We start from the raw sequence: 19,215 nt of genomic DNA on the forward strand, positions 1-19,215 counted from the left end.
CTAAAGCATCAGGAAAACAGCTGATCGGAGATCAAAGAGACGACCAGGAAATAAATCATATTGCCGAGCAGCGTTGCGTAAAGAAAATTTTTGAACTTGACGGAGCTCATACCTGCCGTAATATTGACGATACTCGAAGGGATCACGGGGATCAGGCGACCGATAAAAACAACCCAAAACCCCCGTGCGTCGATCCGCGCCAGCAACCGTGGGGACACATACCGGTGAAGCAACGTCTGAAACCAGTACCGCGAGATGAAAAAGGTGATAGTCGCGCCGATGACGCTTGTCGCACAGCTCCAAAAATAACCTTGCACAAAGCCGAAAATCGAAACATTGACCGAGATCAGAAGCACGACCGGAATGAGCGTAATTAAATTTTGTACCGCCATCAGCAGTAAGGTGATCGACAATATGAGCCAAAAATTGCCTTTGGACAAATCTTGAATCGCGGCCGGGTCGCCGGATATAAGGTTAGAGAACGTATCGCTTTTGAGTAGCAGCAGCAGCAAGATAAGGATGCTTGCGAAAGATAGCACTTTCTTCGTATTCAAAGACTGGTCATCCTTCCTGTCCGATCGCCGTGGTCTTTACAACTAGTACATATCATACCTTATAAATCTTAAAAGAGTATAAAGTATTGCTTATTATTTTCGTGTAGTTGGACTTGAATTAAATAGACATTATATTATCAATTTATAATTATATTTGCATTGACCATGCTAAAATGAGAAGAGTATAATAATAATGTGGATTAGATAAACATTAGAAAGTGGGCAGCGCTTTCATATGCTTATCCGTGGATCAATCCAATTGAACGATAGGGGATGGTTGAAAAAAGGGCAATTTAACAATGCATTTAAGGTTGGGCGTGATGAGAGACAGTTCTCGCATGCGCTCCTCGCGGTCTTTCGCGGGGGGCTTTTTCATCATCTCGATGACCGCTTGTTGGGATGCGGCAACTTGTGTATGATGAGGAGAACAAGCGTATATTTTGGGAATAGAAAGGGTTTGGGCATGGAGGATAAATTCAGCCGCAAGACGTTTCGGCTCCGATTGGAGGAGATGACGCGAACGCTGCGGGAAGACATCTTGTCCGGGAAACGTCCTCCCGGCGAGTTTTTGCCATCCGAGCAAGACTTGGCCCGCCAGTTCCACATCAGCAACAAGACCGTGCGCAAAGGGCTGGAGGTGTTGCAGCAGGAAGGTTTGATCGAGAAAATGCCGAAGATCGGCAGCCGTGTAGCGAATCCGTCCACCGACGGCCGTGTTGTCATTCGGTTCGGGTATCACGGAACGCTGATCCGCGAGCTGGGGATGGCTCAACTGCTTGCCGATTTTCACCGCCGTTATCCGCATATTCGGGTCCAGCCGCTCGAAATTCCCCGCGACCGTTATTTCCGCTTCGTGAACGACTGCATGGAGTCCGGCATGCTCGATCTCGTGACGATCAATCAGCATAATTTCCAGGAGTTCTCGGAGAAGGGGAAAAGCGTCCTGTTCGAACCGCAGCAGGAGCAGCCGGGCATGCAGCCTTTCCTGGCAAGCACTTTTCGATCGGGATCTCGGACATTCGCTCCTTCAGCAACCGGGGAGCTGCTGGCGCAGCCGCTCGTTTTTTCGCCGATAATACTATGCTACAACAAAGACCATTTCGCCGATGCAGGCTTGCTGGAGCCAGACAGCAGCTGGACTTGGAACACACTTCTGGATGCGGCGGAGCGACTGGCTGTCGAGAATGAACGTTTCGGCTTTTATTTCCATCTATTCTCGACCAATCGCTGGCCGATCTTCCTGCTGCAGTGCGGAGACCGGTTCCAGCGGGATGCGAGCGGGAATTATTCCATAGCAGGAACGCGGCTGCTGGACGGGCTGGAGCTGTGCCGTAAAATCGTCTCGATGCCGCATGTGTTCCCGGCGTTGCTGTCGGGGAGCGACGCCGATGCGGAGGAGCTGTTCCTTCAGGGCAAAGTGTCGATGATTCTAACCACTTATTTTGGCTTGAACGATTTGAAGCATGCTTCTATTACTTATGATGTCGCGCCGGTGCCGCATTTGAACGAGTTCAAGACGCTGCTCGCCGTCATCGGCTTGGCCATGAACCGCAAGACCGATAATCGGGAAGCGGTCAAGACGTTCGCCGAGTATTTGCTGTCGTACGAGTCGCAGCTCAGCATCCGGCGGAACACCTACAGTTTGCCCGCGCTGAAGGCGGCTGCGGATTGGGAGGGGCAAGAAAGCTTGACCCGTCCGTCTCGTTTCCATATGTATCGGGAAATTATCCCGACCTTCAAGCCGTTCACGGATCTCGGCCTGACGACGGAGCAGCTGGAGGACGTCTTCCGTGAGGCGAAGTGGTACTGGTCGAAGCTGCAGGACAAGTCGACCGCTTGCAAACGAATCGAAGCCGGTTTGAATGGGCAGGGGTAGTGCATAGCTGTGTACGGCAGTGCATGGGCGTACGAACCCAGCCTTCCTATTATGATGGAATTGGAGGCGCTTACAAATGAATGTGATCCGTTATCGGGACCATACGGGAGAGGTTAGGTTGGCGGTCAAGACAGATGAGGGGGGCGTTTACTGCTTGCCGCAGCGGGATTTATTTGCATTGCTTCACGAGGCAAGGAGCTGCGGGCAATCTCCGGGTGAATGGATTCGCAATTATTTGGTTGGCGGCGATCCGGCCCTGCTGGTTGAGGAAGGGCTGGCGTTTCTCGTGCCTGTGGAGGCGCCCGAGGTTTGGGCGGCTGGCGTGACGTACCAGCGCAGCCGGGAAGCTCGCAATTATGAAGCGACCGGCGGTAAGCTCGATGCGTCTACGTTCTATGACAAGGTGTACGATGCCGTGCGTCCCGAGCTTTTCCTGAAGTCGACGGCGGCGCGGACGGTCGGCACCGGCACGGAGGTGCGATTGCGGAGCGATTCCGACTGGCAGGTGCCGGAGCCGGAGCTTGGGCTCGTACTGGATAGCGAAGGGACGATTGTCGGGTACACGATCGGAAATGACATGAGCTGTCGCGATATTGAAGGCGAGAATCCGCTGTATTTGCCGCAGGCCAAAATGTGGAGCCGTTCCTGCTCCATCGGCCCATACGTTCGGCTGGCAGAATTTGTGCCTGATCCTTATGCGCTTGATATTGGCTGCCGCATTTTTCGGGACGGGCAGCTTTGTTTTGACGGCTCCGCCAGCACCGGGCAGCTCAAACGCAAGCTGGAGGAGCTGGTCGAGTTTCTGAAGCGGGACAACGACTTGTTCGAGGGGACGGTCTTGTTGACCGGCACCTGTGTCGTACCGCCGAATGAATTTACGCTGGCGGCGGGTGACCGGATCGAGATCTCGATCACTGGATTGGGGACTTTGGTGAATGTGGCGGCTGCAGGAGCTGGTGCCGATGCTGCGGTGAAGTTGTAGAAGATAGACAGGGAGTCGGGAGCAGGTAGGAGTAGACAGGCGTAAAAGGGGAGATCGGATTGAATGTCGATGACGATTGGGATGCGATAATGGGTCCGCAGGACGATGAAGAAGGGGACTCCGAGGCGCTTTTCTCGATTCGCACGCATGCGCCGGGACCAGAGGGGCGTCTGCCGCTCACGTCCGAGCTGCTGGCGAACAGCCCCAGCGGCGACTTGTTCGGCATGTCGCAGAATGCAGGGATGGGCTGGCAGCCTTCGAAGCTGATGGGCAAGCAAGTTCTCATCCTCAGCACGCAAGGCGGCATCCGCGATGAGAACGGAGCGCCCGTCGCTCTGGGCTACCATACCGGCCACTGGGAGATCGGTCTGCTCACTCGTGCGGCGGCGGAAGAGATCGCCAGGTTTGGCGGCGTGCCGTTCGCCGGAGCCGTCAGCGATCCGTGCGACGGCCGCACGCAGGGCACGACCGGCATGTTCGATTCGTTGCCGTATCGCAACGATGCGGCGATCGTGCTGCGCCGGCTCATCCGTTCGCTGCCGACCCGTCGCGCCGTCATCGGGGTCGCCACCTGCGACAAAGGACTGCCCGCCATGCTGCTCGCGCTCGCCTCGATGCGGGACTTGCCGGTGGTGCTCGTCCCGGGCGGCGTGACGCTGCCGCCGACTTCCAGCGAAGACGCCGGCAAGGTCCAGACGATCGGCGCGCGGTATGCGGCGGGCGAGCTGAGCCTCGAGGACGCAGCGGATCTCGGCTGCCGCGCCTGCGCGAGCCCGGGCGGCGGCTGTCAGTTCCTCGGCACGGCCGCGACGTCGCAGGTCGTCGCCGAGGCGCTCGGGCTCACCGTGCCGCATGCGGCGCTGGCGCCGTCCGGGCAGCCGGTGTGGCTCGAGCTGGCGCGTCAGTCGGCGCGGGCTGCCATGGTGTTGGAGCGCCGAGGCATCCGCGCGAGCGACATCGTCACGGAAGCGGCGATCGCCAATGCGATGGCGGTGCATGCGGCGTTCGGCGGCTCGACGAACCTGTTGCTGCACATCCCGGCGATCGCACATGCAGCTGGGGTGAGGGTACCGACGGTAGAGGATTGGAGCTCGGTCAACCGCCGGGTGCCGCGGCTCGTCAGCGTGCTGCCGAACGGCCCGGTGCATCACCCGACGGTTCGGGTGTTTCTGGCTGGAGGCGTGCCGGAAGTGATGCTTCATTTGCGCCGGTTAGGCGGCATTCTGGACGAATCCGCGATTACCGCAACCGGGCGAACGTGGAAGGAGACGCTCGATTGGTGGGAGCGCTCGACGCGTCGGCAGCGAATGCGGGAGCAGTTGCTTGCGCTGGACGGCATTGACCCGGATACGGTCATCTTGAGTCCGGAGCATGCGGCTAAGCGGGGACTCACGTCGACCGTGACGTTCCCGACCGGCAATTTGGCGCCGGAAGGCGCTGTCGTCAAGTCGACCGCGATCGATCCGTCGGTCGTTGATCCGGACGGCGTGTACCGTCACACCGGGCCGGTTAAGGTGTTCACGACCGAGCGGGCGGCGATCGCGGCGATTAAGACCGGCACTGTTCAGCCGGGCGACATCATGGCGCTAATCGGCCGAGGACCAGCCGGCACGGGCATGGAGGAGACGTACCAACTGACATCGGCGCTCAAGCATGTGTCGTACGGCAAACATGTCGCGCTGCTTACCGATGCGCGGTTTTCCGGCGTCTCGACCGGCGCCTGCATCGGCCATATCGGCCCGGAGGCGCTCGCCGGCGGGCCGGTGGGCAAGCTGCGGGACGGCGATCTCGTCCGCATCGAGATCGATTGCCGGCGGCTGACCGGCACGCTCGACTTCATCGGCGAAGCCGGGCGCGAGGGCGCCCTTGCGCCGGAGGAGGGCGCCGCCGTGCTCGCCGGGCGCACGCCGCACCCGGGGCTCGCGCCGGATCCGGCGCTGCCGGACGACACGCGCCTCTGGGCGGCGCTGCAAGCCGTCAGCGGCGGCACGTGGCGCGGCAGCGTGTACGACGTCGAGCGCATCCTGCAGGTGCTCGACGCCGGCAGACGCGCGCTCGGCCTCTGACCGAGCGCGCGCTCAAGCAAGTCCCTGGGACACAGTTCTCAGGGACTTTCTGTTCACCTGCCCACGTGTGCTTACTTCCAAATATATCCAATCTTAATTACAAGCTTTTGATTGTTCGTGGCGAACGAATTGGAGGAGCCGAAGGGCATGACGTTCTGATCTGAGAGGAGGAGAAGGAAAGCGATGAGCGATATCGTAGTGGTCGGCAGCATCAATGTCGATATGGTCAGCTGCGTCGAGCGGTTTCCCGTGCCGGGTGAGACGTTGAAGTGTCGGTCGACCGAGTATTATCATGGCGGCAAAGGCGCGAATCAAGCGGTGGCCGCTGCACGGGCCGGAGGCAAGGTGGCTATGGTCGGTGCTGTGGGGACCGATGCATTCGGCGAAGGTGAAATTCGGTCTTTGCAGGAGCAGGGCGTGGAGACGGGATTAGTTGCCTTCAAGTCCGGTCCGACGGGGATGGCTTATATTATGGTGAGCGACGACGGGGAAAATGTGATCGTGCTGACCGAAGGCGCGAACGGAATGCTGGCGCCTACAGATGTGGTTGCGGGAGCCTTCGACAAGGCCAGGATCATTCTGCTGCAAAATGAGATTCGCTGGGAAACAAACGTTCATGTGATGGAGCTTGCGCGTGAGAAGGGTATTGATGTGATTTTCAACCCGGCTCCCGCTCTGACGATTCCGGCTGAGGTACTGCCTCTGATCAATACGCTCGTTCTGAACGAGACGGAGGCTGAAACTATAGTCGGCCGTCCGGTGCGGAGTCACGAAGAAGCGAGGGCAGCCTCGTTAGAGCTGATTGAGAAAGGCGTGCGTGAGGTCATCGTCACCTTGGGCGAGCGTGGCTGTTTATATTGCAACCATGCAGGCGTATCGATTGAGCAGCCCGCCTTTCAGGTGCAAGCGGTCGATACGACTTCGGCCGGGGATACGATGATCGGTTACTATGCGGCTTGTATCGGCGAAGGGATGCCGGTCCGAGACGCGCTCAAGTGGGCGTCGGCTGCAGCGGCAATTGCCGTCACGCGAAGTGGAGCACAGTCCTCGATCCCGGAGCGGGCGGAAGTGGACCGGTTGGTGAACAACTTTAGAACACGATAAAGATGGAACGACAGATGGCAAACGGGCAAGCGTACGTGGAGAAAGTGTGTGCCGGCTGGCTGGCGAAAGTGATCGGGGTTCGGCACGGAGATTGATCGAGAACTGGACGAAGCCCTAATATGCAAGTTAGCTTCCTTTGCGGGCAGCCGATTACTCGGCTGCTTTCGCGAAGGAGGCTTTTTTTCTTTGGCTGATGGGCGGGCGGCAAATTGGTGGATGTTGTGAACTTAAGATCACAACCAATGAACCAATTTTTCGTACGTAGGCGCTGACCTATCTGCGGTCAGCGGCAACTGGAGTAGGGTGCAGCAGGTGGGTACCGGATAGGAGGTCAATTCAATCAAGGGCCACGATTACAGCAGCCGCTCGCAACCCCTTTTCCTGCCCTGCACAACCTGAACGCCACACACCAACAAACTTACATCATGCAGGCGCCTGGTGCTGCCGGCGGAACTCGCCCGGCGTGACCCCCGTGTGCCGCTTGAATGCCCGGTTGAAGGGAGCGACCGTGAAATAACCCACCAGCGAGGCGATATCCTGGATTTTCAAGTCGGTGTTCTGCAGCATCTCGCTCGCCTTGTTCATGCGCAGCGTATGCGTGTACTCGCTCAGGTTGGTGCCGGTCTTCTCCTTAAAGTACGTAGACAAGTAAGAACTCGTAATATTCAGCTTCTGCGACAACAAATCGAGCGAAATATCGCTGCCATAGTTGGACTCGACGTAATCCTTGACGAACGTGATCATGTAGTCGGTTTCCGCCGCCGCCTTCTTATCCCTGACTGCCAGAGCGAATGCAGACAAAAAGGTCTGGAAAAATGCCTCATACTGCTCAAGCGTATAACACTTCTTCAATTCCTCATACAGCTGCCGGCTATTCTCATAACCAGGAACGACCAAACTTTGCGCGTAAATCACCTTAATCGCCTTCTCCACGATTTGCCGGCTAAGCGCCTGGATCGCATGAGCTGGCGCACCGGCTTCGCCAAGCTGCTGGATCAGCCGATGCACGAGCGGGATGACGATGACGTCGTTGCCGACATGAAGATTCGTCGCCAGCTTCTGCTCCTGCGCAAGCGTCGGGACTAATGGCAGCTGCAGCGAGACACGCTCCGTGAACAGCTGGATCTGCTCGCCCAATGTGCGCTGCCGGACCAGCTCCTGTACCTCCTCGTATGCCTCGGCGAACTGCTCGGAATGCCGAAGCGTCGGACTGGTACCGATCGTAAAGTTGAAATACGGCGTCTCCGGACGCAGCAACTCCACAAGCGGCTCCAGCTCCTCGTTTAGCTCGGACCATGTGGACTCACTTCGTTCGTTCAGAGATGCTTCACTTCGCTCCCGCTCGAACAAAATCGTCAAGATATGATCCTGCTCGGTCTGGAATGTCAGAGAATCCGGGCATCGATTCGAGAAATGATGCTGCACCATTTCCTTGATCAGCGCATAGGCGCGATGAGGCTCAATCGCCATCTCCGCCTGCGATTGCTCTTTTAGCACCAAGTGCAGCAAAATGAGCCTATAGGGCTTATCGGCGTCGATCGCCGTTTTGATGTCCGCGATGTTCGTGGAGATCATCTTCAATCTACTAATATATGCGTAATGCTGCAGCAAGGAATTTTTGGCGTCCAGGTCGCGGTGAATATCGTGCTGAGTCCGGAACAAGTCATTCAGCTTGTCGGAGAGCAGGTTGAACTCCTTGATGCGACTCGGCCGCAGTGACGGCGTCTGACCGAGCTGGCCGATCGCCTGAACGAGGCCCGACAACGGATTGTGGAACCTTCTCGCGAGCAGCAGCGCCAGCAGCAAGCTCAGTACTAGCGACATCAGCACGATGACGACGAAGATGACGTTCAGCCTACGGATTTGCTGCGAGATGTTGCGAAGCGGAATTTTATCGACATAGAGGAAGCCGGATTCGCCCTGCTGGTACAAATACAACACATCGCCTCGTTCGAGATGCCCGTGCCCCGTCACTCCTTCGAACATTGGCTCACCGGCAGTAGAGGCATTTAATGAAGCGAACACCGTCCGTCCGTCCCGATCGAACATATAGAAGGAGCCGTCCTCAATCGGCTGATGGAGAAAAGCATACATCGACGTCCCGCTCAACATGGCGATCAAGCCGAATTGGTCGTCGTTTTCTTTCTTAACCAGCACGGGGATCATAACGCCAAGCTTGTTTTGACCGAAAGCGGTAATCTCCTTAAATGTCACGGCAGGATACAGATGAAAGCTCTGCAGCTTGGTAATCTCCCGGTCCCAAAAATCGGCGGAATAGCCGTCCCCTACATACAGCTTGGAAAACATCGTATCCGGGTCGCGAGAGCCGTCTTTGTCCAGCAGCAGCTGCGATCCCCGGAGATAGTAGATCAAATTGTCGATGAACAATAGCGAGCTGCTGATCGTGCTTTGAAGCTCCACCTGCACTTTGCGGACCCTTTCATAATCGATCCGACGATTGCGATTGTCGGCTATCGCCTGAGTGTCCGGACGGAACAAGTAGCTCATCAGATAGCTTTTCAACTGCACGATATGATTCTCATAGTTCGTTACGGTTTTGCTCAAATTCAAGCTGTTGCTCTTGATAATCTCTTCTCGAATGTTCTGGCGAAAAAAGGTGTAAGTCAAATAATTGAATGTCATGAGCAGCACGATGATACCCGCGAAGCTAAGGCACAAGGCTAAAAAGAGCGACGTATTGCCGGTCCTGGCCGTCTTCCGCTTCAGCGTTCCTACCCATTTCCTGACCAAATGCATCCGGACCCCGCTTTCTTGGAAGCGTTTTAATTCTGTCAGTATACCATCTGCCATCCGCAGCAACAAACGATTGTTTTTTGCGATTCTTGACTTTCATTTGACTCTGGACCTTTTTTTCGCCGCATTCCATCTCAAGTCAAGGTTCTCAAAATCGCATTATATCGACCCGACCGCCTCTTCTGCTACGATGGCCTCAGTCCCGGGATGCAGCCACACCAACCAGTCCATTTCAGCACCGGAGTTATCCATCCGATAGCGAATAGGAGGAGATCGAACAAGAGGGCAGGTCTATCCAAAGCGAACAGCAAGCGATCGGGGAGTGGTCCGTCCCGGTCAGTGACAATCAGGATTCGGAGGAGCTCGACTCATGGAAAGTAGCGGTCGACTGCAAGCAGGGGCGGATAAAATGACATTCGGCCGCCGCTTGCACAAAAGCAAATATTTACTTCTTCTGTTTTTACCTACGCTCGTGTATTACGTGATGTTTAGGTACGTGCCCATGTTCGGGGTCGTCGTCTCGTTCAAGGATTACAATTTGTTCCGAGGTGTATGGGAAAGCGATTGGGTCGGGCTCAAATATTACAAGATGTTTTTTGACAGCCCCGATTTTTTCAAGCTGCTCCGCAATACGTTTCTGCTTGGGTTTTATCGGCTCGTGTTTGGGTTTCCGGCACCGATCATCCTCGCCCTGCTGCTGAATGAAGTGAGGCGGATGGCGTTCAAGCGGTTCGTTCAGACCGTCAGCTACTTGCCTCATTTTATATCCAACGTCGTCGTCGTCAGCATGCTGGTGCTGTTCCTCTCGCCTTCGAGCGGCATCGTCAACCGGGTGCTGGAGTGGCTCGGGATGGAAACCGTCAACTTCATGGCCCAGGAAGAAATGTTCCGGAGCATCTATGTCCTCTCGGAAATTTGGCAGCATGTCGGATGGGAGACGATCATTTATCTTGCCGCGCTCACGGCGATCGATCCCCAGTTGTATGAGGCGGCCACAATCGATGGAGCGAACCGCTGGAAGCAGATGCTTCATGTAACGTTGCCGGGCATTCGCGCGGCGATCATCATCGTGTTCATCCTGAATGTAGGCAGCGTGCTGGAGATCGGGTTCGAGAAAGTGTTCCTCATGCTGAATCCGGCGATTTATGGAACCGCAGACATTCTGAGCACCTACGTGTACCGGACGGGGATCAGCAAAGGCAACTATAGCTACGCGACCGCTATCGATCTGTTCACGAGCGTCATCAATTTGATCTTCATCGTCGGAGCGAACTGGATCAGCCGCCGTACGAGCGAGACGAGCTTGTGGTAGAAGGGAGGGATCTACTCGATGAAAATGAAGCTGACCGGATTTGACATTCTCCTCTTCATCATGCTGTCCGGAGTCGTCTTCGTGACGCTGTATCCGTTCGTCTACATGCTGGCCGTGTCGCTCAGCAGCAATGTGCATGTGCTGAAGGGAGACGTCTTCCTGTGGCCCAAAGGGCTAAATTTCGATGTGTATCGCGTCGTGCTGCAGGATCCGCTGATCCTGAGAGCGTATGTGAATACGATCCTTTATGTGGTGCTGGGGACAGCCATCTCATTGTTCGTCACCGCTGCCGGCGCGTTTGCCATCTCGAAGAAAGACATGCTGTTTCACCGTGGCTTCATGACTATGATCGTCATCACGATGTTTTTCGGCGGGGGGATGATTCCGACCTTCCTCGTTGTCAAAAGCTATGGACTAGTCGACACGATCTGGGGTATGGTATTACCTACAGCCGTGAGCACGTGGAATTTGATCTTAATGCGTACGTTTTTTGCCGGCCTGCCGAAAGAGATTGAAGAGTCGGGCAAAATCGACGGGCTGAACGAGATCGGCGTCTTTTTCCGGCTCGCTCTGCCGCTGTCCAAAGCGATTCTGGCGACGATCGGCCTGTTCTACGCAGTCGGCATCTGGAACAACTTTTTCTCCGCCATGCTGTATTTGCGAAGCACCAGCTTGTTCCCGCTGCAGGTCGTCCTGCGGAACATCGTGCTCCAGGGCAGCAGCAATTCCAGCGAAGCGACCAGCATCAGCGGAGATACGCTGTTGGTCGACGAATCGCTCAAGTTCGCCACGATTATTGTTTCTACTTTACCTATTCTGATGGTCTATCCGTTCCTGCAGAAATATTTTGCCAAGGGTGCGATGATCGGTTCGATAAAAGGTTGATTTCGTTGGTCAGTTGAAAATAGGAGAGGGGCTCATTCGATGAAAAAATGGGTTATGCCGCTATTGGCGATCGTATTAGGAGCTTCAACACTTGCGGGCTGTTCCGGCTCGGGCTCGGGGAGCACCAAGGATTCCGGCTCGGCTTCGACCAGTCCGTCGGCAGCAGCAACGTCGCAGGCGCCGACGAAGCAGACGTTTACTTTCTTGAACTATAGCAATGCCAGCTGGCCGTATTCGAAGGATTGGCCGGTGTGGAAAATGATCGAAAAGGAAACCGGCGTCACGCTCGATGTTCAGCTTCCTTCCGGCGGCAAACTGGAGGATGCCATCAGCCTGATGGTTGCGGGCGGCACGTTGCCGGATCTGCTCTGGACGCAGAACAAGTCTTTGGCGGATAAGTACGGGCAGCAGGGCGCTCTGGCAAACCTGTTGGACTATACGAAGGATATGCCGAATTTCAAGAAATGGATGGAGCAAAACCCGACGGTTGCGCAAAGCGCCTTGTCCGCTGACGGTAAAATGTATGCGCTTCCGAACCAAGGGATCGGCGATACGAACCGGATGATCTGGATGTACCGAGACGATGTATTCAAGAAACACGGGCTGAAGCAGCCGACCACTTGGGATGAGCTCTACACCGTGCTGAAAGCGCTCAAAGAGCAATACCCGAACAGCTATCCTCTCACATTCCGCAGCGGGCTCGCTTATTTGCGCAACTTCGGCGCTTCGTTCAACTCGTTCGCCCAATACGGCTCCGACCCGAGCGTCTACTTTGATGAGAAGTCGAGCGAGTGGAAATACGCCCCGATCGAAGAAAACTTCAAGACGATGATCGGGTACTTCAACAAATTTTATAAGGAGAAGCTGATCCCGCCTGATTTCCTCACGGTCGACACGAAGCTGTGGCAAGACATCATGTCCACGAATCGCGCGTTTATCACACTGGATTACATTGGCCGGATCGACTTCTATAACTCGGCGCTGCGCAAGGACAATCCGGATTTCAACCTGGCGTTCATGGCACCGCCGGCCGGCTTGAGCGGCGGCCCGCAGAAAAACGCGCACACGCAAATTTCCGACGAAGCGTTCATGGTGTCGTCCAAGTCGAAGAACATTAAGGAAGTCGTGAAGTTCCTCGATTTCTTCTACTCCGAGAAGGGCAAGAACTTGGCCAGCTGGGGCGTGGAAGGCGAGACGTATAAGCTGGAGAACGGCAAGAAAAGGTTCCTCGTCGATGTGAAGGATGTCTCCGATCTACGCAAAAAAACGGGCTTGTCGACGGACGGCACCTTCATCCTGTTCGACTACGACGCGCATATCTCGCTGGCATCACCGGAGCTGAGAGCGGCTTACGAGCAAGCGCCGAAGTACGATTCGCCTCGCCAGCCGAAGCCGGCTGTGTCGGCAGCGGAGCAAGAGATCCTGAGCACGACGGGCGACGCGCTGAACAAGAGCCGCGACGAGAACTTGTCCAAGTTCATCATCGGCGACCGGAGCTTGACCGAATGGGACAAATACGTGGAGGAGCAGAAAAAGCTCGGCATCGACAAAATCCTGGGCATCTACAAAACCGCCTACGAACGGGCTCAGAAGGCAGCGAAGTAAGCAAGTAAGCAGGAAACCCGTCAGTCCCTGGGAGGGTCTGATGGGTTTTTGTGCTGAATGGTGTGAGGACGGCCTAGCTCCAGCTCAATCCCCATGTGAAATGCACGACACACTCGTTCCACTCCAGTAACTTATCTCTCTTCCCCTCCCCCCCACCACGGAGAAGCTGTAATTAACTAACGCCAAGAACCAAAGCAGCGCGAGGGAGGGCGGGTAGAGGGAGTGGAGAAGCGAAGCGTCCGCCTTTGTTATCGTGGCCCAACCTCAACCCCAATTCAATCAAGGGCCACGATAACAACAGCCGGTCGGAACCCCTCAGCCCGTTCTCCCCATGCACTAACTGAACTCCCGCACCAAGTAACCTTCGTACTCCTTACAGCTTCTCAAAATTCAAATTTTTGAACTCGATTTTCCCGCAAAAAGCAAAGTGAGTAATGCTCTTGCGCTCCCCGCTCGTCAGCTTCGCCAGCTCCGGATTGCCCTGATGTTTGCCAAGCCCGGTGTCGTCCAGGTTCATCCAGCGATCCATCACGCTGCGAACGATCTCGTCGAGTGTGCGGGAGTCGTTGAACTTCGTCTTGTAGATGACCGGAATCCACTTTTTGCCGAACCGCACATGCATTCGCTCGTCGACGATGTCGATCTCGGCCGTCATACCGGAGAGGATGTCGCCTTTGGCGTAGTACGCTTCGAGCGACTTCTTCTTGCGCGTGAAGGAGCACGTTTCCCCGATCATGGTCAACTCCGTGTAGTAATTCTCGAGCTCTTGGGTCGCATCCTCGCCGTACGGAATCGGGAAGTCATGGATATTGTAGCCCATCTGCCTCAGACGACGGACACCCATCAAGTGATGGCGCACTTCGTCCCATATATGCCGGCTGAAATCGACGTAAAACTCGAACGGCATATCGTCCATCCCGTAGAAAATGTAGCACATCGGGTCGCACACCTGGATCTCGGTCATGTAGTGCCACATGAAAATTTTCAAGTTGTCCACGACTTCCTCCGGAGGTTCAAAACCTTCCTGCACCTTCAACCATGCCGGGCGGGAACGCTTCTTCGGCGCGGGACCATAAGCTTCCTGCACGGGGCAAACCGGCTGCGGCTTTCCATCCGCTTCCAGCCGTACGTCAACACCGCCGATGTGGCGGGTATACGCCCGCACATAATGGCGCCACCTCTCCACACTAGCGAGCACTTCGCGATCTTTCACCATGTCGTGCACCAATCCGTTGGCCCAGGCAACTTGCGCACGTTTTTTCGGGATCACTTCGTTCAGAATCTCCAACGTCGGCGCATCGAAAATCGGATCCAGCGCTTCGGCATACCGCTCGTACGCTTCAACCGCCCCTTTCGTCAGCTCCAGGAACCAGCCGCCGAGAAAAGCCGGGAACCCGTCCGCCCTCGCGGCATTTTGAACGAGTTGCTCGAACCCGGCGGAAGGGATTAATATTTTCGAATTGCCGGACAGCTCTTCCTTGCGGGTTTTCAGCTTGTCCGCGATCGTCATATTTTGCCACATATAATACGTCATCTGCTGCTTCCATTCGAACTCCGAGGCGGCCGGCACCCAGCCTGCGATAACCCGCGCCGAAGCCCATTCCAGAAATACCATTCGATTGACGAGGGTAATTTGATCGGACACCCGCATCCAGTAAGTCCCCAATTGATTTTCGATACTCTCCGACTCGAACTGCTCGATATCAAACCGCAGCGCCATCCCGAATCCCTCTCTTTTTTCCCAGAATTGTGTGGTATAACTGAAGTGTAAAGCGTTTACGCGCAAACAGACTTGGGTGGAATTCCAAACGAATAAGGCGATTTCACAACACTAGCGGCGAGCAGAGGTGGAGGACGACGCATGACGTTATTGACCGATCGCGAGTACTTGGAGAGCAAACAGTTCCCGTTTTCCATCCGGCTATATCCTTTCACAGCGGACGAGGCGTTCGAGCTGCATTCCCATGAATTCATCGAGTTTGTCTACGTATTGGGGGGGCGAGGGGTACATACGTATCAAGGGAGCGTGCACCCGCTCTCAGCCGGAGACGTCTTCATCATAGAGCCTCACGCGGAGCACGGGTATGAATCGGAAAGAGATAATCCTCTGTTGGTGTATAATGTGCTGTTTCAGCCCTCCGTGCTGGCGGCGGAGCTGGAGCTGCTTTCGAAGGTCAATGCGTTCGTCGATTTCTTCTACCTGGAGCCGTTTAATCGGAAATATGCGAATTTCAGCTCGCAGTTGAATCTGAAATACGAGGAGCAGGCGGAGATGAGCTTGCGGCTGGAGCGGATGCTGAAGGAATTTTCGGCGAAACGGTCCGGCTACCAGCTGGTGATCAAAACGATTCTGCTCGACATGCTGATCATGCTGAGCCGGACCTGGGACGAACGGGATCGGCGGGCGAACCTGACACTGGAAGACGCGGACGAAACGATGGTGCAAGTGTGCCGTTATATTGAGCAGCATCACGCTAGGGCGATTCCTTTGAAGGAAGTGAGCCAGCTGTGCGGGATGAGCCAGTCGTCGTTCTCCACGAAGTTCAAGCAGAAAACGGGGAAGACTTTCATCGAATACCGGAATTCGGCGCGGCTGCGAATGGCGGCCAGGCTCATGCTGGACTCGAAGGAGAAAGTGTTCCTGATCGCGCAGCAGGTCGGCTTTGATGATTTGAGCTTTTTCAACAAGCTGTTCAAGCAGGAGTTCGGGATGTCGCCCAAGCAGTATCGGAATCGGTAACGATGTTGTAGGTGTTATAGCAAGATGTGTAGATTATTCGTTAAATGAGCAATCAATGTGCTGAAAATAAACGGAATTTGCGGTACATTCATGGTAGAGCAACACTCTATAACAAGCTGGGTAGAGGAGCTTCGCCATGATCAGAACATTAATGGAATCGGACTTGGAAGATTGTCTGGCGCTGACCGAATTTTCGTTCCGGCTGAAGCTAAGCGAGAAGGAGCGGGCGCTGCGGCTGGAGCAAATGAAGGGCGATTTTACTCTAGGCTACTATTCGGGAAGCACACTGGCGGCGAAATTGACGATTTTGCCCTTGCAGCTATACTTGGGTGGTCGGCGTCTCGCGATGGGCGGGGTGGCAAGCGTGGCGACATGGCCGGAATTCCGACGAAAAGGAATGGTCGGGGAGCTGTTGTCCCGGTCGCTCGGGGAAATGAGGGAGCAGGGGCAAACCGTGTCGGTGCTCAATCCGTTTTCGTTTTTTTTCTATCGCAAATTCGGTTGGGGGTATATGAGCCGGATCAAAAGGTACTGGATTCCGATCGGCTTGCTGAAAAGGGATTCCGGTACGAGCGGGCATGTCGCCGTTGCACCGATGCAACTAGACGAGGATACGCTGCAGATAGTCGCGCAAGCTTATGAAGCGTACGCCGCTCGTTACAACGGAATGCTGAGCCGGGACGCCGATTGGTGGCAGCAAAACGTGACCCGCAAGAAGCTTGGGCGGCTTGCGATCGATTACGATGCGAATGGACAAATTGCCGGCTACGTGATGTATGCGGTGAAGGACGGCTTGCTTGACGTGAGGGAGCTCGTGTACGTCGACGAGCCTAGCCGTCGCCGGCTGCTAGGGTTTCTGGCGCAGCACGATTCGATGGCGGAGAACGTGACCTTCGAGGCTCCGGCCGACGATACGCTGCTGGAGCTGCTGGACGAGCCGTCGCTGCGGACGGAGCTGAACGCTTGCTACATGTTCCGGATCGTGGACCTGGAACGGCTGCTGGCGATGTATCCGTTCGTCGGAGACGGAGAGGAGCACCGCTTCCGGTTGGAAGTGACGGATCGGTATGCGCCGTGGAATGCCGGATCGTTCGACTTGACCGTGCATGCCGACGGCAGGGCGGAGGTCGTGCGAGAGGCAACGTCGGAAAGTGGCGATGCTTCGACTGACGCGGGGGGAGAAGCGGGGACGCTCGTTGGAGCGATCGACCGGTTGTCGTCGCTATTCGTCGGTTTCTCGAGCTGCTCGTACTATCGGCAGCTCGGCCTGTTGACGGCGTCGGAGGAGACGGCGGCGACATTGGACCGGCTGCTGCCGAAGAAGACGCCGTATTTGTTGGATATGTTTTGAGAAAAATATAGTTGGTTCAATGCCAGGGGCTGGTGCATGCAAGTGATGCGCCAGCCCCTCTTTATGCTATAACTGCTCCTCCAGCAACGCGAGCACAGACTTCGGAACCTTGCATACGACGCTGTACGCCGGGTTGTACACATTGGCAATCTCGTACTCGACCGTCTGCCCGAGCAGTTGGCTTGCCTCCTCGACAGTCAGCCCGTAGTCCTGCTGCAGCCAGAGAGCCATCTCCGTAGTAGCGTGCTGTAGCGCCTGATCCAGCGGGCGGGCATTGCCCACGCAGAACAGATGGCTGTCGGTTTCGCCGCGCGGCCAGCCGATCTTGCGCCCTTTGTGTACGCGCACAGTGAAGCGCACATCCATCGAGATCTCGATGCCGGTGCCGACGATCTCGCCGTCCCCTTGCAGCGCATGCCCGTCGCCCAGATGGAGCAGCGCGCCTTCGACTTGCACCGGGAACAATACCCGCACCCCGGCTGTGAAGCCGCGATAGTCCATGTTGCCGCCGTACGGCCCGGACGTCGCGGTCGAGATCGCCTGGCCGCGGGCCGGCGCAACGCCGAAGCAGCCGAGGAACGGCCGCAACGGCAGCTTGAGCCGGCTAAGCCCGTATGTCGGCTGCTCCGGGTAAGCTGCTCCGGCGTCTGTGTCGACCGTCCAGCGGACGATCTCCGAGCGGGGCAGCGCCTGCACGGCTTCCGGATCTACGACATTCGGCGCCAGCACGTTGGATGTCCAGCCCCACGGCCGGTTCGGCCGGATCCAGTCGAATACGACTTCCAGCGTATCGCCGGGGGCGGCGCTTTCGACGTAGATCGGGCCGGTCATCGGATTGCCGCGTTCGGCAGCCTGCGCTCCATCCCGGTCCCAGCCGCGGGCGTCGACGGTCGAAGTCTCAATCGTATCGCCGTCCCGAACCTTAAGCTGCGGCTCATGCGACCCTATCGTGTTAAAGTAGACACTCGGATGCAAAACAACTGTCATCTCGTCTTCGCTCCTCTCATCTTTACATGGATCCGGATCGGATGGTGCAAGTGAATCGAATTGTTGCGCCAGCGTCAATCGCGCGTATACCCGTCACCTCTGCGGGATACGGCAGGTTGAAGCCATCCGTCGCCGCCGAATAAGGCTCAAGCGAAATCGCCGCTCCCCACGCCGGCTTGAAGACGACCATCAGCGGGAAGGTCCCATCCGTCTCGTAGACGATCGAGGAACCGGTCCCTGCCGAACGAATTTCACAGCGATTATCGTCGCTCCCGCTCATCCGGAACAGCCGATAAACGGTATCCGGAATCGAAGCAGCCGCCACTCCGCTCCCGGCATACTCCATGCAAAGCGAAGTTTCCTGCGGCGGGCCTGGCAAGAAGTTGTCGTTCCCGACCGGCCACTCCTCCACAGCAGGCACTACGACGACCGCATCTTCCGCACATGGAAAATAAGGATGAAATCCTAATGAGAACGGTGCAGACGTATCACCGCCGTTCTCGATTTCACCCTCCAATATAAGACATCCCTCCAGCAGCCGATAAGTGAAACGGAAAGACAAAGCATGCGGAAAATACGCCATCATATCCGCATGGTCGCTATAGTCGAAACGGCTGATCACATAAGCGCCTTCCGTGTCCGAAGCTCCCGTCTCCTCCACCTTCCAAGGCCGTCTGCACAGCTCACCATGGATGTAATCCACGCCATTGTTCGGCGGAAAGCGGTATGTACGGCCCTGAAACGTAAAGGTGGCATTTCGCGTCCGATTGGGCGGGAACAGGATCGGAACGCCATAGCGGCTAGGAGTTTCTTGAAGCATATCCAGGTTAGGCGGAGCGAACACCAGAGGCGCATGCCCTACCCGGAAATCATACGCATTGTTGCCTAGCGCCGGCACGATCAGGGCTTCGGCATCCGTCTTCCCGTCTTGCAGCACAATAACTTCTCTATCTTCCACAATGATGCGATTTACTTCATAGCGGCTCAATGGGCGCCCTC

At 56.1% G+C, this 19,215-nt stretch carries 14 protein-coding genes; 9 read left to right on the forward strand and 5 right to left on the reverse strand.

Features of this window, described 5'->3' with window-relative positions; all coding sequences use genetic code 11:
- Positions 1–8: 8 nt before the first annotated feature.
- Entirely contained in the window at positions 9–554 is a 546-nt protein-coding gene (locus tag PKO02S_RS04395) for a TVP38/TMEM64 family protein (protein WP_127579876.1), read from the reverse strand.
- A 463-nt stretch (positions 555–1,017) separates the two neighbouring features.
- Between PKO02S_RS04395 and PKO02S_RS04400 the strand changes: the two genes are divergently transcribed.
- From PKO02S_RS04400 to rbsK, 4 genes are all read left to right on the forward strand, one after another.
- A complete protein-coding gene (locus PKO02S_RS04400; protein WP_127579877.1) occupies positions 1,018–2,430 on the forward strand; it encodes an extracellular solute-binding protein in 1,413 nt (470 codons plus the stop codon).
- A 76-nt stretch (positions 2,431–2,506) separates the two neighbouring features.
- Positions 2,507–3,412: a fumarylacetoacetate hydrolase family protein gene (locus PKO02S_RS04405; protein ID WP_127579878.1), complete on the forward strand. Its 906-nt coding sequence runs from the start codon at positions 2,507–2,509 to the stop codon at positions 3,410–3,412.
- Between the two features lie 89 nt (positions 3,413–3,501).
- Entirely contained in the window at positions 3,502–5,478 is a 1,977-nt protein-coding gene (locus PKO02S_RS04410; RefSeq protein ID WP_127579908.1) for a YjhG/YagF family D-xylonate dehydratase, read from the forward strand.
- Positions 5,479–5,661: 183 nt separating this feature from the next.
- Positions 5,662–6,582 carry a ribokinase gene (gene rbsK / locus PKO02S_RS04415; protein WP_127579879.1) on the forward strand — a complete coding sequence of 307 codons (921 nt, stop codon included), beginning with the start codon at positions 5,662–5,664 and terminating at the stop codon, positions 6,580–6,582.
- 423 nt (positions 6,583–7,005) lie between these two features.
- Here the strand turns inward: rbsK and PKO02S_RS04420 are convergent, their stop codons facing one another.
- A complete protein-coding gene (locus PKO02S_RS04420; protein ID WP_164821289.1) occupies positions 7,006–9,339 on the reverse strand; it encodes a helix-turn-helix domain-containing protein in 2,334 nt (777 codons plus the stop codon).
- A 367-nt stretch (positions 9,340–9,706) separates the two neighbouring features.
- Here PKO02S_RS04420 and PKO02S_RS04425 point away from each other — a divergent pair, with 367 nt between their 5' ends.
- The 3 genes from PKO02S_RS04425 to PKO02S_RS04435 are packed head-to-tail and all read left to right on the forward strand — an operon-like array spanning position 9,707 to position 13,138.
- The gene (locus PKO02S_RS04425) at positions 9,707–10,648 is read left to right on the forward strand and encodes an ABC transporter permease (protein ID WP_127579881.1); all 942 of its coding nucleotides are present in this window, start codon (positions 9,707–9,709) and stop codon (positions 10,646–10,648) included.
- 18 nt (positions 10,649–10,666) lie between these two features.
- The gene (locus PKO02S_RS04430; RefSeq protein ID WP_127579882.1) at positions 10,667–11,533 is read left to right on the forward strand and encodes a carbohydrate ABC transporter permease; all 867 of its coding nucleotides are present in this window, start codon (positions 10,667–10,669) and stop codon (positions 11,531–11,533) included.
- Between the two features lie 39 nt (positions 11,534–11,572).
- Complete coding sequence (locus PKO02S_RS04435) at positions 11,573–13,138, forward strand: extracellular solute-binding protein (protein WP_127579883.1); 1,566 nt, start codon at positions 11,573–11,575, stop codon at positions 13,136–13,138.
- A 373-nt stretch (positions 13,139–13,511) separates the two neighbouring features.
- Here PKO02S_RS04435 and PKO02S_RS04440 read toward each other — a convergent pair whose 3' ends face one another.
- Positions 13,512–14,858, reverse strand: coding sequence for a DUF455 family protein (locus PKO02S_RS04440; RefSeq protein ID WP_127579884.1), 1,347 nt, complete (start codon positions 14,856–14,858; stop codon positions 13,512–13,514).
- Between the two features lie 141 nt (positions 14,859–14,999).
- Here PKO02S_RS04440 and PKO02S_RS04445 point away from each other — a divergent pair, with 141 nt between their 5' ends.
- Both PKO02S_RS04445 and PKO02S_RS04450 read left to right on the forward strand, forming a co-directional pair.
- Positions 15,000–15,878 carry an AraC family transcriptional regulator gene (locus PKO02S_RS04445; protein WP_127579885.1) on the forward strand — a complete coding sequence of 293 codons (879 nt, stop codon included), beginning with the start codon at positions 15,000–15,002 and terminating at the stop codon, positions 15,876–15,878.
- A 136-nt stretch (positions 15,879–16,014) separates the two neighbouring features.
- Positions 16,015–17,229: a GNAT family N-acetyltransferase gene (locus PKO02S_RS04450; protein WP_127579886.1), complete on the forward strand. Its 1,215-nt coding sequence runs from the start codon at positions 16,015–16,017 to the stop codon at positions 17,227–17,229.
- Positions 17,230–17,295: 66 nt separating this feature from the next.
- Here the strand turns inward: PKO02S_RS04450 and PKO02S_RS04455 are convergent, their stop codons facing one another.
- Complete coding sequence (locus PKO02S_RS04455) at positions 17,296–18,216, reverse strand: acetamidase/formamidase family protein (RefSeq protein ID WP_127579887.1); 921 nt, start codon at positions 18,214–18,216, stop codon at positions 17,296–17,298.
- A 22-nt stretch (positions 18,217–18,238) separates the two neighbouring features.
- Complete coding sequence (locus tag PKO02S_RS04460; protein WP_164821290.1) at positions 18,239–19,204, reverse strand: aldose 1-epimerase; 966 nt, start codon at positions 19,202–19,204, stop codon at positions 18,239–18,241.
- Positions 19,205–19,215: the final 11 nt, after the last annotated feature.

The sequence above is a fragment of the Paenibacillus koleovorans NBRC 103111 genome (assembly GCF_004000845.1).
Lineage (GTDB): Bacteria > Bacillota > Bacilli > Paenibacillales > NBRC-103111 > Paenibacillus_AA > Paenibacillus_AA koleovorans.

Bases quoted from the DNA above. Each gene is read 5' to 3' on its own strand.
- PKO02S_RS04400 (WP_127579877.1), top strand. From the start codon at position 1,018: ATGGAGGATAAATTCAGCCGCAAGACGTTTCGGCTCCGATTGGAGGAG.
- PKO02S_RS04405 (WP_127579878.1), top strand. From the start codon at position 2,507: ATGAATGTGATCCGTTATCGGGACCATACGGGAGAGGTTAGGTTGGCG.
- PKO02S_RS04410 (WP_127579908.1), top strand. From the start codon at position 3,502: ATGGGTCCGCAGGACGATGAAGAAGGGGACTCCGAGGCGCTTTTCTCG.
- rbsK (WP_127579879.1), top strand. From the start codon at position 5,662: ATGAGCGATATCGTAGTGGTCGGCAGCATCAATGTCGATATGGTCAGC.
- PKO02S_RS04420 (WP_164821289.1), bottom strand. From the start codon at position 9,339: ATGCATTTGGTCAGGAAATGGGTAGGAACGCTGAAGCGGAAGACGGCC.
- PKO02S_RS04425 (WP_127579881.1), top strand. From the start codon at position 9,707: ATGGAAAGTAGCGGTCGACTGCAAGCAGGGGCGGATAAAATGACATTC.
- PKO02S_RS04430 (WP_127579882.1), top strand. From the start codon at position 10,667: ATGAAAATGAAGCTGACCGGATTTGACATTCTCCTCTTCATCATGCTG.
- PKO02S_RS04435 (WP_127579883.1), top strand. From the start codon at position 11,573: ATGAAAAAATGGGTTATGCCGCTATTGGCGATCGTATTAGGAGCTTCA.
- PKO02S_RS04440 (WP_127579884.1), bottom strand. From the start codon at position 14,858: ATGGCGCTGCGGTTTGATATCGAGCAGTTCGAGTCGGAGAGTATCGAA.
- PKO02S_RS04445 (WP_127579885.1), top strand. From the start codon at position 15,000: ATGACGTTATTGACCGATCGCGAGTACTTGGAGAGCAAACAGTTCCCG.
- PKO02S_RS04450 (WP_127579886.1), top strand. From the start codon at position 16,015: ATGATCAGAACATTAATGGAATCGGACTTGGAAGATTGTCTGGCGCTG.
- PKO02S_RS04455 (WP_127579887.1), bottom strand. From the start codon at position 18,216: ATGACAGTTGTTTTGCATCCGAGTGTCTACTTTAACACGATAGGGTCG.